The following is a 17,647-nucleotide window of genomic DNA, read 5'->3' on the forward strand; positions in this document are numbered from 1 at the left end:
TTTCAATTATCAAAAACTGATAGAAATGCAACAATATCATTTTAAAAAAGTAAATTTGTGTAAATTGAATCATCGAAACCATTTACCTTGAAAAATAATACCACCCCAGTAAAATCATCGTTACATCCTCGAAATAAACACCGTTCGCGTTATGATTTTGAAGTTTTATTAACTAAAACTCCAGAATTAAAACCTTTTATTTATACTAGCGAACACGGAATTGAAACCATCGATTTCAGTAATCCGTTAGCGGTTAAAACATTAAACAAAGCCCTACTCAAAACGTATTACGGAATATTAGATTGGGATTTGCCAAGCGATTATCTTTGTCCGCCCATTCCCGGAAGAGCCGATTACATTCATCATATTGCTGATTTGCTGGCCGAAGTAAATCAGAACATCATCCCAACCGGAAATAACATTATGGGGCTGGATATTGGTGTGGGAGCCAATTGCATCTACCCTATTTTAGGAAATGCTGAATATGACTGGAGTTTTGTTGCTACCGATATTGATGCCAATGCTCTTGAAAATTGTGTTTCCATTATTGAAAAAAATCCGCATTTAAACGAAGTAATCAGTTTACAACAACAAGTCAATTCGCGTTATATTTTTAAAGATATTATTCAACCCGAAGATAAATTTGCGTTTACCATTTGCAATCCACCTTTTCACGATTCTAAAGAAGAAGCAGCCAAAAGTGCCGCTCGAAAAGTTTCTAATTTAACCAATCAAAAAACAGTCAATCCGATACTAAATTTTGGTGGACAAAACAACGAACTTTGGTGTGAAGGAGGCGAACTCGCTTTTATCACCCAAATGATTTTTGAAAGTGTAAAATATCCTAAACAATGTTTCTGGTTTACCACTTTAGTATCTAAAAAAGACCATCTGAAAAGTATTTATAAAACACTCAACAAAGTGGAAGCTGCTACCATCAAAACCATCGAAATGAACCAAGGTCAAAAAATCAGTCGTTTAGTTGCTTGGACGTTTTTAAGCGAAAATCAACAGAAAGATTGGAAGTTTACATCCTAATAAAACCAAACGTTTTTTTCGTAACTTTGTAAAAAGCATTGAATTAAACTCTCTCTTTTAAAACCTCAGCAACTCAGCCCCTCAGAAACTCAGCAACTCCCCAATGAAATTCCAAGTCATCTCAGATTACATACCAACCGGCGATCAACCGCAAGCCATTGACAAATTAGCCAACGGAATCCTGAATGGCGAAAAATACCAAACATTATTAGGTGTCACTGGTTCCGGGAAGACATTTACTGTTGCCAACGTGATTGAAAAAGTTGAAAAACCAACCCTAGTTCTTGCTCACAACAAAACACTTGCCGCTCAATTATACTCTGAATTCAAGCAATTTTTCCCGAATAATTCAGTACAATATTTTGTTTCGTATTACGATTATTATCAACCCGAAGCCTATATTCCGGTTACGGGAACATACATAGAAAAAGATTTATCCATCAACGAAGAATTGGAAAAACTTCGTCTCAGCACCACTTCTGCCCTACTTTCCGGCCGAAGAGATGTGTTGGTCGTTGCTTCTGTTTCGTGTTTGTATGGTATCGGGAATCCGGTCGAATTTCAAAAAAATGTCATTTCAATTGACCGTGGCGAAATCATTTCCCGAACCAAATTATTGCACCGTTTAGTGCAAAGTTTATATTCGAGAACCGAAGCCGATTTTACTCCAGGAACCTTCCGAATCAAAGGCGATACCGTGGAAATTTTCCCAAGTTATGCCGATGATCCGTTTCGTGTCCATTTCTTTGGCGATGAAATCGAAGAAATCGAAGCCTTTGACACCAAAACAACCAAAGTAATCGAACGTTACACCAAACTGAATATTTATCCCGCCAATATGTTCGTCACTTCTCCCGATGTGTTGCAAGGTGCGATTTGGGAAATCCAGCAAGATTTGGTCAAACAAGTCGATTATTTCAAAGAAATAGGCAAACATTTAGAAGCCAAGCGTTTGGAAGAACGAACCAACTTTGATTTAGAAATGATTCGCGAATTAGGCTACTGTTCCGGAATCGAAAATTATTCTCGTTACTTAGATGGTCGTTTGCCCGGCACACGTCCGTTTTGTTTGTTAGATTATTTTCCGCAAGATTTTTTAATGGTTGTCGATGAAAGTCACGTCACCATTTCGCAAGTTCACGCAATGTACGGTGGCGACCGAAGTCGAAAAGAAAATCTCGTTGAATTCGGGTTCCGACTTCCCGCTGCAATGGACAACCGTCCGTTAAAGTTTGAAGAATTTGAAGCCTTGCAAAACCAAGTCATCTACGTTTCTGCCACACCGGCTGATTACGAATTACAAAAAAGCGAAGGAATCTTTGTCGAACAAGTCATTCGTCCCACCGGATTATTAGATCCAATCATCGAAATCCGTCCGAGTTTAAACCAAATCGACGATTTAATCGAAGAAATTCAACTCCGTTGCGAAGCCGACGAACGCGTTTTAGTCACCACGTTAACCAAACGAATGGCAGAAGAACTGACAAAATATTTAACCAAAGTCTCCATCCGTTGTCGCTATATTCACTCCGATGTCGATACCCTCGAACGAGTGGAAATTATGCAAGATTTACGAAAAGGTTTGTTTGATGTGTTAATCGGTGTAAACTTACTCCGTGAAGGGCTGGATTTACCCGAAGTTTCGCTCGTAGCCATTCTCGATGCCGACAAAGAAGGTTTCCTCCGCAGTCATCGTTCGCTTACGCAAACAGTAGGTCGAGCCGCTCGAAACGTGAACGGAAAAGCCATTATGTATGCCGATAAAATCACGGCTTCGATGCAAAAAACCATCGACGAAACCAATTACCGTCGCGAAAAACAAATTGCCTACAACACGCTTCACGGATTGTCGCCCAAAGCCCTGAACAAAAGTCTGGGCAATGCGTTGAGCAACAATTCCGTTTCTACGCAATACTACGAAGACAAACTCCTCAAAGCCGCCGAACCCGAAAGTTTGTACCTCACCAAACCCGAAATCGAAAAGAAAATCCGCGACCTCCGAAAAATGATGGAAAAAGCCGCCAAAGAACTCAACTTTATCGATGCAGCCAAATTGCGTGATGAAATAAAAAGTTTGCAGGAGAAGATGTAATTTTTTTAGAAGCTATTCCCGCTTTCCGCTACAAGCTTTTGCTCAAAAACCTTTTTTTCTAAGGTCCGGCAGGAGCTTCCGTTGGTCGCTCTGCCAAACCAAGAAAAAATAGGTTTTCTTCACAAAAGGCTTTCCGCTGCAATCGGGGCTGTGAGATTGTACTTCATAACAAAAATTAGTAAAAAAACAGTTCTGATGATTTGTACGATTTATTTATTAAATTTGAGAAATAAATCTGACGACAGTCAGACATATACACCCAATTGCGGGTATACAAGTCTGGTTTTGTTAGACTTATATACAAGTTATGCACTAGCTGTGAACGAAAAACTAAAACAAAGAAAATATGTTTGATGAAATATATAAATATTTAGGAATAACTGTAGTTTCATCTACAACCGCGTACTTAATAATAAAATATTTTTCAGAAAGCATATTTGAAAACTATTTACAAAAAAGAATTGAAACACATAAAAGCGAATTAGAAAGATTAAATATTTCTTATCAGATTCAATTTTCTTCTCTTCACGTCGAAAGAGCCGAAGTAATAAAAAGTTTATACAATAATCTTCACGAATATAAACTTGCGATTATGGATTTTTTTGACGGTAAACTTAATGTAGAAAAGCCTCAAGAGCATTTAAAATATAAATTAGACCAATGGACTAAATATTCTGTTGATTTCAATGCAACTTTTCATAAGAATAAAATATTTTTTTCATTATCCCAAGTTGAGTTAATGAATACGATTGATAAAGAAATGAATAAAATAAATGAAGGAACTCGATCGTTTCTTTCAGCATTTAAATTTGCTTCAGAACAAATCGATGCTATAAATAATAATGACTCAAGATTTTTAGAACTGAAAAGAGAAAGTCTCCAATTAATTGACCGAGTTATGATTATAGAAAAAGAATTAGAAACTGAATTTAGAAGTTTACTCGGTGTTGAATTGAAGAAATAGCCTTTGCATAATCGAGTAGACTGCCCCACTAGAAACTAGCAGGGAGAGCCTCTCACACCACCGAGCATACGGGTCACGTACTCGGCGGTTCGCAAAGAGATGGGTTGAGTTGAATGTAGACTTCCGTTAAGGATTCGTATCCCTTTTGTTTCAAGCGTTTCAAAGTAATAGTTGTTCCTAAAATCGGACTTTGAGCAATCGCCCAACCACCTTTTCGAGTTCTGCTCCACATGTAGGCATGGTCTTGGTCAACCCCCAATCGAATCAGGTTTTTCCTTTTCCTTTCGGGTTTCTTCCAATCGTGCCAGATGCAATACCGCAGTCGGTTGCGTAGCCAACCGTCAATGTCTCGTACTTTTCCCATGATATTGGTTCCTCGAAAATAGTTTAACCATCCTCGTTGGATTTCCTTTATCTTGGTGATACGTTCTTCTAGTTTGGCTGGGGTAGTTTTGCGGGTGATGCTTTTGAGTCGTATCTTTAGGTTTATCCATGCCTTTTCGGCTACTACGAGTTGGTATTGATTCTTACTTCCTTTATTGTAAACGGGCACAAACCCAAAGCCAAGTAACGTAAAGTGAGAGGGTTTTCTAATGCCACTCTTTTCTTTGTTAATGGTTAGTTTGAGCTTGTTCTTGAGGAACTTTTCAATCACTACTCTGGTAGCTTTCGCTTGATTGTGGCTCTTGCAGTAGATACTAAAATCATCAGCGTATCGAACGAATTTATGTCCTCGTCGGGTCATTTCTTTATCCAATTGATGGAGTAAAATGTTCGACAGTAGCGGACTTAAAGGAGAGCCTTGTGGTACACCTTTTCTACGTTTTCGTAGCTTTCCATTGATTTTAATCGGTGCTCGAAGCCATTTGCGAATGAGTTGCATCATGGTTTTGCATTTCACTTTTTGAAATACCAAATTCAATACTAAACAATGGTCAACTTCATCAAAGAAGTTTTTCAGGTCAATATCCACAATGTGGTTCAATCCTGAATGAATGTAGTCCCGTGCTTGTCCAACGGCTTGTCGGGCATTTTTGTTGGGTCTAAATCCAAAACTGTTAGGTTTGAATTCGGGTTCAAATAAAGGTGCGATGCTTTGTGATACCGCTTGTTGCAGTACTCGTTCGCTTGTTGTGGGAACGCCCAGTAAACGGGTTTTTCCGTTTCCCTTTGGAATTTCGATTCCTAGAATGGGTTGAATTTGATAGCTTCCTTGTTTGATTTCCGTTATTAGCTGGTCTTTCTTTTCTGCGAATACCTTGCGGAGTTCTTTTGTGGAAATACCATCAACACCTGCACTACCTTTGTTGGCAATGACGTGTTCCAACGCTTTTTGGAGATTGTAAGGATGTACTACTTTTTCAATCATTTTAGTTTAATCTGTCCCGAATAATTCGGGATTAACCTGTTTTCGTTGAATAAGGCTACTATGTGTTCCTTTAATCATTGAAAACCTCTCTACGTTCAGTCCTTCCTTGTTTGTGAGTCCTATGCGGTGTCTATTCGCACCTCGTTGCTTTCAAGTACTATGACCTCTGCTGACTTCTCTTTGTGACTAACTCGTAATCTAAGAGACCTCCCCTGGTAACCGCTTTTTCCTTCCTCCAATGCCTGCGTCATCTACAAATTAAAGTTTTGGTAACCTTTGGACGTTGCGTTGCTGTGGACGCTTATCCGCTTTAACTTGCCTCTTATGACGTTTCTGTTTGTCAGTACCGGATTTTGTAGTCCTGCTTCCTTCAGTGCATACCTCACGATAAACCACCTTGCAGCTTACTATACCTTCGAAACGTTACTCTCGCGGTTAAGGGACTCACACCCTCTGGAAAAATAACACCCCGAGAATTAGTTTTTGTAATCCAAATTTGTATTTTTGAACTATTTGAAAAGCTTTCGGGGTGTGTCCTGCGGATGCAGGGCACACACAGCAGTTTGTGATAATGGCTGGTTTTGTCTTTATCAGAAATGTATTCGCTTATTGAAATTTTAGCTAAATTTGGAATAGCAAGTGATTAAATAACGCCACTATCACAAGCCGCAATACGTTAGCGGAAACCGTAAAAAAAAATGACGCAAAATGAAAATAAACAAAAAAATACTAGCACGGGAATTCGTTTTCTTTATTATTTGTTTAGTAATATTCATATTATCTTTTCTATTTATTTTTCCTTACAATTACATTACGCAAAATCAATCAGCTAATCTCATTGAAGAAATAAATAAAAAAAATACATTTATTGATAGCTTACAAAATATCAACATTAAAAAAACTGAAATACAAAAGCATTTTACCAACAGCTATGTAAAAGAATTTGATGGAGTTCCTGACAGCGAAACAAATACAGAACTATGGAATATTTTAGAAAGAATAGTTAAAGCTGATAGCGTAAAATATAAATGGAAAAACAAATGGGAAAAAACACTTGTCAACTTTAATATAAAAATGGGTTATAAATCTCCAGAAGAATTTACAAAATTTATAAAATCCAATGTTATTAATTCGTCAGATTTAGAATTAATAGAAAAAAATAAAAAAGAAATAAAATTTTTAAAATCAGAACAACTTGAAAAACAAAATAATTTCATTGAAATAAACGAGCAATTTAGAATTTCACTATTCGTTTTGTTGATTTCGTTTTTTATCTTATTTATAGTTAGATATTTAATATACGGAACTAAATGGAGCTTGAAAGTTTTAAATGAATCTCAAGATAAATAATTTTTTATTATTTACCCCGCTGCAGCACGAATTCCTTCGTCTGGCATCTTAAATAAATCACTATATTTGGAGTAATCATTTTAAACAAGCTTTGGTATATCTAGCTAAATATTGATATATATTCGAAGTTTGTTTCATATATGAATGAGTTGATTACAAAACAAAAAAAAATGAAACTCTACATCACATTATTCCTTCTATTCCTCTCCACAACGCTTTTTGCTCAAGAGCAATTTGTTTTGGATAACAGAACCGCTTATTGCACCCTATTTTTAAAAGACGGAAAACTGATTGGAACCTGTGAAAAAAGTTTTTTTACCGCCTTCGAGATTAATTTGACGAATCAAGAATTGGATAGCGTTAGTTTGTTTAAACAGCTTCCGTTAAGTGGCATTGCTAATGTTACCTATGTACCCAATTCGAAGGAAAATGTGGATTACAAACTCAAGGCAGAGTATGATGTAACGACTCGGGCAGGATTTCCTCAAATTCTTATCAAAACAAGCGATGGATGGTTTGCAATGGATAATCTTAAAATCTATAGAGATCGTATTACCTTTGAAATGGATAATGACCCTGATCCTCCTATCACAACAACTGATTTAATGGTTATCAATAAAACAATCACTTTACTTCAAGATGAAAAGCATTGGAACAGAAATGACGATAGAAGATGTAAAGATGATATTGAAAATAAAATCTACAGCCTTTTTTGTGCTTTATATTCTGCATCTGTGGAAGTAGAAGGAGCATACAATCACAGAAGTGCCATTATGCAACGAATTAGAAAAACGATTGTTGATATTTATCCAAACAAAGAATTACAACACCGCCTACAAGATTTTAATAATTTACCCGAAACTGACCATTCCGTTTTAATGGATTTACTGACTCGGGTAAAAAATCAAGTTAGTGAAAAGTTGAAAGAATAATGGTGGTCAAGCTCTTTAAAATCTTCATTAACGTCACAAATTCATTTATAAATTCAACATCATCAAGCAAAGAATTTAAAAAATAATCTCGCAAAGTCGCAAAGTCGCAAATTTTAAAATCTTCCCTTTGCGTCTCTGCGTCTTTGCGAGAAAAAATTTAGTAAATTTATAGCGAGCTATTTACAAAAAGAAAAGAATTCAAAAATAATCTCGCAAAGTCGCAAAGCCGCAAATTTTAAACCTCTCCCTTTGCGTCTCCGCGTCTTTGCGAGAAAAAAAAATTTATTTAAATTTATTGCGAGCTATTTACAAAAAGAAAAGAATTCAAAAATAATCTCGCAAAGTCGCAAAGCCGCAAATTTTAAAATCTTCCCTTTGCGTCTCTGCGTCTTTGCGAGAAAAAATTTAGTAAATTTATAGCGAGCTATTTACAAAAAGAAAAGAATTCAAAAATAATCTCGCAAAGTCGCAAAGCCGCAAATTTTAAACCTCTCCCTTTGCGTCTCCGCGTCTTTGCGAGAAAAAAAAAATTATTTAAATTTATTGCGAGCTATTTACAAAAAGAAAAGAATTCGAAAATAATCTCGCAAAGTCGCAAAGCCGCAAATTTTAAAATCTTCCCTTTGCGTCTCTGCGTCTTTGCGAGAAAAAAAATTTAGTAAATTTATAGCGAGCTATTTACAAAAAGATATGAAAACCCCTCACCAACTCGCCTCCCGTTTTCGTGAAGTCATTTTAAACGGCACTTGGGTGGCCAACACCAACTTTAAAGCACAACTTTCCGGCACCGATTATAAAACGGTTACCACAGCATTAAGCGACCTCAACACTATTGCGGTGTTAGCACAACATATTCGTTATTACATCAACGGAATAAATCAAGTATTCAAAGGTGGACCATTAGCCATTAAAGACAAATACAGTTTCGATTTTCCGCCAATCACCTCACAAGAACAATGGGAAAATTTTCTTGACACTTTTTGGAATGATTCAGAAATCTTTGCTAACTACGTTGAACAACTTTCCGAAGAACAACTTCAACACTATTTTACCGATGAAAAATACGGCACTTACTACCGAAATATAGACGGTATGATTGAACACAGTTATTATCATTTGGGACAAATTGTGTTAATCAAAAAGCTCATTTCAGCGAATAAAAAATAAATCTATTATAAAATCTACAAAACAGTTAGGTAAAATAAAGCGTTGTAGGTGAGCAACTAAGCAAAAAGCACCTGTGATTTTTGTAACAAAAAAATGTTACATATTTACGATATAGAATGATTTTTATTAAGTAAAATTGTATAAATTTACTTAATAATTCATCATTTTATGAAAAAAGCCTATCTACTTCTGTTTTTTATTTGCAGTTTTTCTTATGGACAATATGAGAAAGAAATTGATTCGTTGACTAAAATTATTTCATCAAAAAAAGATAACTTAGAAAAATCAAAAGCATATGATGTCTTAATTCAACTCTATTTAGACATTGACTTAAAAATTGCAAAAAAACACATTCAAAGTTTATACGATTTAAACAAAAACAGCAATTGTATTGAATGTGAAATTATAGCTGATTTAAACAATGGCTACTATCATGACATGCTCGCAGAAAACGAAAAATCTATTCAATATTTTGAAAGATGTTCTCAAAATTGTTTAAAAATAAACGACTATCAAAATTATGAATTAGCTCAAATGCAAATTGCACAAGACTATATAGCACTTCATAATCATGAAAAAGCAGAGTTAGTTTTGAATAATGTTATAAATTTCAGTAAAAAACACAACTTAAAAGATAACCTTTATTTTCTATATTATTTAAAAGGAACTTTAAATGCTGATAGATCATACTACAAGTTAGGCTTAGAAAATTATATTCTCGCAGAAAAAACGTTATTGAAAACAAAACCAGAAGATTTAAGAACACAAATCGACATTATCAATATGATTGGTGTAATTTATTCTAACATTGAAAATCATAATAAAGCAAGAGAATACAACAACAAAGCTATCAAAATAGCCGAAAAGCTAAATGATATGTCAATAAAAATGAATGTTATTCGAAATCGTGGTTTTATTGAATCGACAGCAAAAAATTATACTGCTGCATTACCATACTTATTGGAAGCATACGAATATCATAGTGAAACAAATAATATCAACCTAAAAGGAATGGGAGCATATTTTTTAGGAAGATGTTATTATGAATTAAAAAACTACACCAAATCGCTTGAATATTCTAATGAAGCAATAAAAATCTATGAAAATTCGCAAAATAACATCGATTATGCAAGAGCATTAAACAATAGAGCGAGAATAGATTTAAAATTTAATAAGCTTGATGAAGCTAAAGAAGATATTGAATTGTCTAAATCTTTAATGAAGAACAAACAGTCTCGGAATTATATCGAAATTCTAACTACAGAAATTGACTATTTAGTGAAATCTAATAATTTGAAAGAAGCAATTACATCTATAAATAGTAGAGATTCATTAAATACAATTTTGAAAAATAAAACAGACTTAACTAATCTTAATGAATTACAAACCATTTACGAAACAGAAAAAAAAGAACAACAAATCAAACTTCTATCTACTCAAAATGAATTAGCAGAAAAACAAAAATACATTTACATCGGATTACTCGGTTTGTTAGTCATTTTGGGAACAAGTTTATTCTACGGCTATCGAAATAAAATAAAAACTGCTCAAAAACTCAATGAATTAAACGAATTAAAATCTCGTTTTTTTGCCAATATTTCGCACGAATTTAGAACACCGTTGACATTGATTAAAAGTCCAGTGCAAAGTTTACAAGCTGAAATTTCAAATGAAAGTCAAAAAAGTAAATTGGATTTGATTGACAAAAATTCCAATAGAATGTTAGATTTAGTCGATCAACTTTTAGAACTTTCAAAGCTCGATAGTGGTAAATTACAACTCATTTTAAAAGAAGGAAATATTGGTTTGTTTTTAAATTCGATAGTAGAATCTTTTTCTTTTCAAGCCAAAGAAAATAAACTTTCATTTACTTCCACTATCGAAAAAAATTCAGAAAATCATCATTTTGATAAAGATGTGATTGAAAAAATAGTAACTAATTTACTTTCCAACGCTATTAAATATACATCTGAAAATGAAAAAGTTAGCTTTCAATCTAAAATAGAAAATAATCAATTGCAATTAGTTGTTTCTAATTCAGGTTCTAAAATTAAAAAAGAAGAAATCAATAAACTTTTTGAACGATTTTATCAGAAAAAAGAAAACCATCAAGGTGTAGGAATCGGCTTGGCGTTAGTGAAAGAATTAGTAGAATTATACAAAGGAAAAATTGAAACAAATGTTGAAAATGGCATCTTGAGTTTTACAGTTCTACTACCATTAGAAAAATCTAATCAAAATGCTATTGTTGTTACAAAAGAAACTACACATTCACTAAATGATCAAAACACCAACGAATCAGAATTACCTATTCTTTTACTTGTAGATGACAATCAAGATGTAAGAACCATTTTAAAAGATATTTTCAAAGAAAACTATCAAATTATAGAAGCGGCAGATGGCGAACAAGCTTTAAAAATCGCCAAAAAAGAAATTCCGGATTGCATTATTTCCGATGTTATGATGCCAAAAATGGACGGATTTGAATTTACCAAACAAATTAAAACCAACGAATTAACTTCGTTCATTCCGGTTATTCTGTTAACCGCAAAAACATCAGACGAAGCTCATTTGGAGGGATTAAAAAGTACTGCCGATGCATTTTTAACCAAACCATTTAACAACGAAATCGTAAAAGCAACTGTCTTACAATTAATCGAAGAACGCAAAAAACTACACATACGTTATAGTCAAGAATTGGTTTTACGCCCGGTGGATATTGTCATAAATTCGGTAGAAGAAAAATTTATTGAAAAATTGCAACTCATTTTAAACAAAGAATTAGCTAACTCAGAATTTAGTTCAGACGACTTTGCTGCTTCCATCGGAATGAGTAGAATGCAGTTACATCGTAAATTGAAATCACTTTTAGGTGTTTCGACTTCCGAATTTTTACGAAATGAACGCTTAAAAGCCAGCACAGAATTACTCAAAAAAGGTAAAGCAAATATATCCGAAATTGCTTATTCTGTCGGGTTTAATGATGTATCCTATTTTTCAAAATGCTTCAAAGAAATGTATCATTGCACTCCAACTGAATACATGGAAAAATAGATAAATACCTTCTGTAAAGTGTTGATTTTATTGACTTTTAACACGTTGTTACAATAGTCATAATTGTTGTTACATTATTCATATTACTGATGAAAGTTAAATTGGACATTTGCTTTGTTCAACATAACATTTATCAGTAATATGAAAAAAGTAACCTTACTGCTATTCTTAGTAGCAACACAATTCGTTAGTCACGGACAAGTTCCCGTAAACCAAAGTAGTAAAGTGGATGGATTGCGTCCCATTACTCCCACACAATCGAGTCCGAATGTAGTTACACCTGCTATTAAATCGGGTAATATTAACTACAATCCAAAATTACCAAATTCATCATCTAAAGGTTTTAAGTCAGTTGCCATAAATACAAGAAATGGTGGCGTTTGGATAATTGATGAAAATGATAGATTGAGAGGAACACATTTTCATTACCAAAGTTTAGGAACAGCAACCATAACCAACAATAGTAAAGTTGAAAACCTTACTGTTGATGCCGGTGCAGTTTTGGTTCACAGTAAAGATGGTTTAGGTATGATGCGTGGTGGCAACGCAGACCCGGAACACGTGAGAAGAATTCAAGTGGGTGGACTCCCAGATTTTCCTATGCCAAACACAACCTATATTTATTGTGATACAGAAAGTACAGATAGATACTGGTATTTAAATGAGAAAAAATATATCAAATCGGCAAAGAACAGCACTCTATCTACCAATATTCCTCCCGAAAATGCAGCCAAAATGTTTACGGCATACAACCGAAGATTTTTTATGATTGATATGGACGACAACTTATTAATGTGGAAACCAGGTTTTGAAGAATGGAAAAAAATGGGTGCAATCAAAGCAAAACACCTTACTACCGATGCCGGTTTAAGCACTCCTCTCTGGTACGTTGGAATTGACAACCTAGTGTATCAATTATCAACCGAAGAACCAACTCCTACTCCAATGAATGCCAAAGCAAAAGCTATTGCTGTGTTTGGAAGCCAACTTTATTACATTGGATTAGATGGCTTTTTGTACTTGAGAGTAAAAAATAACGACATCAAAATAGAATTTTAACAACCTAATATTAATTATCATGAAAACAATTTTAAAATCAACAGCAACAATTTTAGTAGCAATTTTTAGCATTACAACTTCGGCACAAGTAATAAAATCGAGCTCTAACTCGGCTAGAAAAATAAAGCCGAATGTCGTGAAAATAACTCCTCCATCTAAACAAGAAAACATAAAACTAGAAGACATAAATGAGTGGTTGTGTCCAAAAGAATTATTACGTGGCGACAGAGAGTATGATGGAAATGGACCAAGAGTAAAATGCGAAGTAAATATCCGCTTATCTTCTAACCAAAGAGAAATTTGGGCAGACATTAAATTGTGGGCACAAGAAACAGTTCACGATTGGAGTACGACAGAAGGTACATGGACCAGAAAAGTTTATGATGCTCCTTACGGAAAAACAATTAATAAAATCGTTTCAAACACTGGCTCACGAACAGAATTTATTAGCCAAGCAGCCGGATTTCAATTTTTAGTTCCGGGTGCAGATGTTCAAGCAGGAATGAACAAGTTCTTTGAAGGTCACGCCATCCCTTTTGAAGTTTTGAAAGCTCATGGTGTAGTTCCTAAAGAAGTTATTGATGCTCATGGTGCTCCACTAAAACTAACAGGCGAAGTAATAAATAATTTGGTTAGCTCCTATTTTAAAGGAAACACGGTTTACAAAGTTCCTTCACTTGATGGTGCATTGGTAAAATTCTTTCACATTGTTGGTGATACCGGCGGCGATGATATTAGCAATGATGACAATTGTAATGATGATACAAGAATCGAAAAAATTGAATTCTTTCCTCTAACGGTTGAATTCAAATAAGCACATAAAAAATGAAAAAAATAGTTCTATTACTACTTTTTTGCCAGACAACACTATTCGCTCAGGGCAATTTATCGGGAGAATTTAAAAAGCTAATTGGTCTAACCTACTCGCAAGAAAAAGGAATTGATGGATTAAAAACATTTAGATATGAACAAGGAATTGTTTTGGGCGAACCGGTTAACGGCACTTTTTTTTCAACTCTAGAAGTTTACAGAAAAGGAAACTCATTTGTTGTTTTAGTATGCAAAAAAAAAGACAAAAACTCGGACAAGTATAGAATAATTGATGTGTTAAAAATTAATTCTAATCCAAAAAATCATGAGGTTAGAATTACCGATTGCACTAGAAAGAATGGCAGTTTAGATGAAAAAATTATAGCTGTGGTTTTTTCAGGTGCAAAAAGACAAGTAAAAATCATTAAAGAAGCATTTGTGTTAAAAGACATTCGCTTTGAAAAAATTACAACCAAAGGAATTCGTTGCATCAACGAAGGAATTGATTAATCATTTAAAAATAAATCATGAAAAAAATAATAAAAATACTATTGTTCATTGGTTTAACTTCTAATTTAACCTATAGCCAATCTGTTAAACTAGATACTTTATTGGGTGCAAACGGACTTTTTAGCAAGTTTAAACCCAAAGAAATTTCAACTTCTCAAAAACTTTCTTTCAATTTAAAAATGACTTACGTAATGAAAGAAAAAAATGGAAAAACCACCGAAATGAGTGCCTATTTTAATACAAAACATGGCTATTTTGGAATATTAAATTCAAAAAGTGATACACAGAAATTTAATACGGATGACAAAAACTTCAACTTTATGGTCTATTCACACTCATTAAAAAATTATGTGTTTTCTAATGATAGGAAAGGAAATAAAACAGTGATGTCTATTCCTATAAATCCGCAAAACAATTTTAAAATGGAAAAAGTTTCCTTGAAAAAAGAAAATATTCCTTCCAAAAAATTTACCAGTTCTAACTTAGTTGGTTATCCATACAATAATTCTAAAAACACGGCAAAAGATAAAGTGATTGTTTATTTAAACGAAAAAACAGTTTCAACAAAACCACAACAAAACAAGCAATTGAGTTTTGCTGGTTTAGGCTTTTTTCTTGTAGATGGAAAAACAGTACTAAGCATGTCTTTAGAAAACAATGGAACAATAATCAGCATGTCTAAAATTGAAAAAGTTACCATCACCCTTAACGCTTCTGAATTCAAAAAAGAAGAAATGGAAGGCATGGACAAAGCTGTGGAAGAAATGATGAAAAACCTTAAAAAACAATAACAATGAAAACAATATATCAACAACAATCGGCACTAAAAATGGTTCTTTGCATGTTATTTTTAATGGCAACACAAATTACATTTTCGCAAAAAAACAACCAAAAAGCAACTATAAACAAAGGGGCTGCTGTTGCTCCAAAAGTAACTACAACAAATTGCGACTGTGATAAAATTGATTTTAAAATAAGAATTATCAAACTCAGCGAAGTAAAAAATGTAAGAACATACAGATTGCAACTAATTGATTTTGGAAATAAAAACAAATGCGACATCAAATTTATTAGCTTAAACTTTATTGGTCATCAATTGGTTCCGATGACATCTATGCGAAATCAAAATGTAGAAACAGCCTCCGATAATTCATACTCACTTTATGAATTTGATTTTGACACCAAAAGCAATACGATAGAACCAGACGATGAAGCTCAAATTAAAGCAACAATTCAAATGAAAATAGGCAGTAAAACTTGTTTTATTAAAAACAAACAAACAACGTATTATAGCCGCATGTAATTTCTATTATCATGGCTCAAAAAAAATATAATTATGAATCTAAAATTGATCAATTCCCTTCTAATAAAATTTATATCAATGTAAATAACATGGAAAAGGGTGATTATGAAATCAACATCATCAATCAGAATAAATTGATCAAAAAAACAACATTCAAAAAAAATAATCGTGAAAAAAATTCTAACCCTATTATTACTACTTCCATTCTTGGCTGTCGCACAAGTTGGAGTAAACACAACAACGCCAAAAGCAGCTTTGGATGTAGAATCAACTAACAATGGAGTATTGATTCCGAGAGTTCAATTGACTTCTATTTTAGACAATACAACTATCACAAACCCAAATTTGGGTCCGCTAGAAACCTCAACGTTGGTTTACAATATAGCTGCAGCGGGCACTGCTCCGAACAATGTGGTGGCTGGTTTTTATTATTGGAATAACACCACCTCAAGATGGATTGCGATTGCGGCATCGGCCGGTTGGGAATTAGACGGAAACGCTACCATTACAACGCCTGCAAATCCGGTAACGTACGGAACATCTCTAATTGGAGCCACCGAAAATTTTGTTGGAACAACCGACAACAATGATTTCACTATTGGAACCAATAACATCGAAAGAATGCGGGTGAAAAGCACAACCGGAAATGTAGGTATTGGCATTGCTACACCAACAGAAAAACTACATGTATTCCAAAACTCTGATGCAAACAAGAGTACAATTTTTGGCGTTGCAAGTCAATTATCAACAGTAGCAGATTTTCAAAATATTGGTGTAAAAGGATATGCGAATGGTGTTTCCAATTATGGTTTTGCAAATGGTGTTATGGGAATTGCCGATAGAACAAATAGCTACTACGCCACCGGAGTTTATGGTCATTTAGGAACTACAACACCTTCTTTACCATTTACAAACCAAGCTATTTTTGCCAATGGCAATGGCGAAGCAAGTGTAGGAACAATTCATGGTTTATTCGCACAAGCTACCGGAACAAACGCAACTGGTGGAACACGAATAGGTGGTTATTTTACTGCTTCTGGAGCATTAAATAACTACGGAATCATCGTGCCCAACGGTGGAGGAAATGTTGGAATTGGAACAATCACTCCAAACCTTGCTCGACTTCAAGTAGATGGTTTGGTAGGAAATACCTCTGCCATCTTTAGAGGTTCAGCCACAAGTCAAGGTATTTCAATGGTTGCCGATTGGCCGGGAGTTTATTTTAATTCGTACTACAATGGTGCAATTCGTTCGATGGCGGGAACTGGATTCACTTCTATAATCAACACAGATCAGTCTGTAGGCGGATTAGTTTTTCAAACTACAAGTGTGGCGAATCCTGCTTCCGGAACAGCAATTGCCTCAGTTCCGGTGCGAATGACAATTGCCGGAAACGGAAATGTTGGGATTGGTGCTCCAACACCAAGCAATTTATTACATGTAAACAGTGCTACCTCGGGAGCGGTTCGAATTGTAGATGGAACACAAGCAAATGGACGGGTATTAACTTCCAATGCAACGGGTGTGGCAACATGGCAACCCATCGGAATTAACAATATCGTGGGCTATATTAGTCCTTCAGGAACTACCATTAATTATACTACTGCTCAATATTTACAAACGGGTTCCTATATCACCCTTCCTCCCGGCCGCTTTGCTGTAAATGTAAATATGCTGATGGCAAGGAGTTCTTTATCTCGTTCATTTGATAATTCCTTTTTTTGGGTAAGATCATCGTTCTCAGATTCTGCAGGAATAAATCCAATGCCATCACCCGACATAGTAGGCTCTGATTTAATCAGTGGAAATCATCCCGGATCTAGTTACTATTCTATGCTTTCCGGAGCAGTAATCATCAACAACGCAACCGGAGCTAACAAAACCTATTATTATATAGCCGGCAACGTAGTTACGTACAACACCAACCAAAACATCACCGGTTTTGGTAGTACTTACTGGGCAGAAGACAACATTATTGCCTATCGATTAAATTAATAAA

At 34.6% G+C, this 17,647-nt stretch carries 14 protein-coding genes; 13 read left to right on the forward strand and 1 reads right to left on the reverse strand.

Going from position 1 to position 17,647, the window contains the following annotated elements:
• Window positions 1-87 precede the first annotated feature (87 nt).
• The 3 genes from rlmF (at window position 88) to M0M57_RS01135 (ending at window position 4,094) form a co-directional block, all read left to right on the forward strand.
• Window positions 88-1,038 (forward strand): 23S rRNA (adenine(1618)-N(6))-methyltransferase RlmF, encoded by a 951-nt coding sequence (gene rlmF / locus M0M57_RS01125; RefSeq protein ID WP_248434591.1) that lies wholly within the window; start codon window positions 88-90, stop codon window positions 1,036-1,038.
• 103 nt (window positions 1,039-1,141) lie between these two features.
• Window positions 1,142-3,130: an excinuclease ABC subunit UvrB gene (gene uvrB, locus M0M57_RS01130; RefSeq protein WP_248434593.1), complete on the forward strand. Its 1,989-nt coding sequence runs from the start codon at window positions 1,142-1,144 to the stop codon at window positions 3,128-3,130.
• Window positions 3,131-3,476: 346 nt separating this feature from the next.
• Window positions 3,477-4,094 carry a hypothetical protein gene (locus M0M57_RS01135; RefSeq protein WP_248434595.1) on the forward strand — a complete coding sequence of 206 codons (618 nt, stop codon included), beginning with the start codon at window positions 3,477-3,479 and terminating at the stop codon, window positions 4,092-4,094.
• A gap of 73 nt (window positions 4,095-4,167) precedes the next feature.
• Here M0M57_RS01135 and ltrA read toward each other — a convergent pair whose 3' ends face one another.
• Window positions 4,168-5,463 carry a group II intron reverse transcriptase/maturase gene (ltrA, locus tag M0M57_RS01140; RefSeq protein WP_248433711.1) on the reverse strand — a complete coding sequence of 432 codons (1,296 nt, stop codon included), beginning with the start codon at window positions 5,461-5,463 and terminating at the stop codon, window positions 4,168-4,170.
• Window positions 5,464-6,171: 708 nt separating this feature from the next.
• On the opposite strand from ltrA, the gene M0M57_RS01145 reads away from it, so the two are divergent.
• The 10 genes from M0M57_RS01145 (at window position 6,172) to M0M57_RS01190 (ending at window position 17,643) form a co-directional block, all read left to right on the forward strand.
• Window positions 6,172-6,813: a hypothetical protein gene (locus tag M0M57_RS01145; protein WP_248434597.1), complete on the forward strand. Its 642-nt coding sequence runs from the start codon at window positions 6,172-6,174 to the stop codon at window positions 6,811-6,813.
• A 170-nt stretch (window positions 6,814-6,983) separates the two neighbouring features.
• Entirely contained in the window at window positions 6,984-7,745 is a 762-nt protein-coding gene (locus M0M57_RS01150; RefSeq protein ID WP_248434599.1) for a hypothetical protein, read from the forward strand.
• 690 nt (window positions 7,746-8,435) lie between these two features.
• The gene (locus tag M0M57_RS01155) at window positions 8,436-8,912 is read left to right on the forward strand and encodes a DUF1572 domain-containing protein (protein ID WP_248434602.1); all 477 of its coding nucleotides are present in this window, start codon (window positions 8,436-8,438) and stop codon (window positions 8,910-8,912) included.
• 168 nt (window positions 8,913-9,080) lie between these two features.
• On the forward strand, window positions 9,081-11,966 hold the full coding sequence (locus M0M57_RS01160; protein ID WP_248434604.1) for a hybrid sensor histidine kinase/response regulator transcription factor: 2,886 nt from the start codon (window positions 9,081-9,083) through the stop codon (window positions 11,964-11,966).
• 141 nt (window positions 11,967-12,107) lie between these two features.
• Window positions 12,108-13,025 (forward strand): hypothetical protein, encoded by a 918-nt coding sequence (locus tag M0M57_RS01165; protein ID WP_248434606.1) that lies wholly within the window; start codon window positions 12,108-12,110, stop codon window positions 13,023-13,025.
• Window positions 13,026-13,044: 19 nt separating this feature from the next.
• Entirely contained in the window at window positions 13,045-13,839 is a 795-nt protein-coding gene (locus tag M0M57_RS01170) for a hypothetical protein (RefSeq protein WP_248434608.1), read from the forward strand.
• 11 nt (window positions 13,840-13,850) lie between these two features.
• Window positions 13,851-14,345, forward strand: a complete 495-nt coding sequence (locus M0M57_RS01175) for a hypothetical protein (RefSeq protein WP_248434609.1) — start codon at window positions 13,851-13,853, stop codon at window positions 14,343-14,345.
• A gap of 17 nt (window positions 14,346-14,362) precedes the next feature.
• Window positions 14,363-15,136 carry a hypothetical protein gene (locus tag M0M57_RS01180; RefSeq protein WP_248434611.1) on the forward strand — a complete coding sequence of 258 codons (774 nt, stop codon included), beginning with the start codon at window positions 14,363-14,365 and terminating at the stop codon, window positions 15,134-15,136.
• A 2-nt stretch (window positions 15,137-15,138) separates the two neighbouring features.
• Window positions 15,139-15,648: a hypothetical protein gene (locus M0M57_RS01185; RefSeq protein WP_248434613.1), complete on the forward strand. Its 510-nt coding sequence runs from the start codon at window positions 15,139-15,141 to the stop codon at window positions 15,646-15,648.
• 168 nt (window positions 15,649-15,816) lie between these two features.
• Complete coding sequence (locus M0M57_RS01190) at window positions 15,817-17,643, forward strand: hypothetical protein (protein ID WP_248434615.1); 1,827 nt, start codon at window positions 15,817-15,819, stop codon at window positions 17,641-17,643.
• The last annotated feature ends 4 nt before the right edge of the window (window positions 17,644-17,647 follow it).

It is taken from the genome of Flavobacterium azooxidireducens, assembly GCF_023195775.1.
In the GTDB taxonomy this organism is placed as follows: Bacteria; Bacteroidota; Bacteroidia; order Flavobacteriales; family Flavobacteriaceae; genus Flavobacterium; species Flavobacterium azooxidireducens.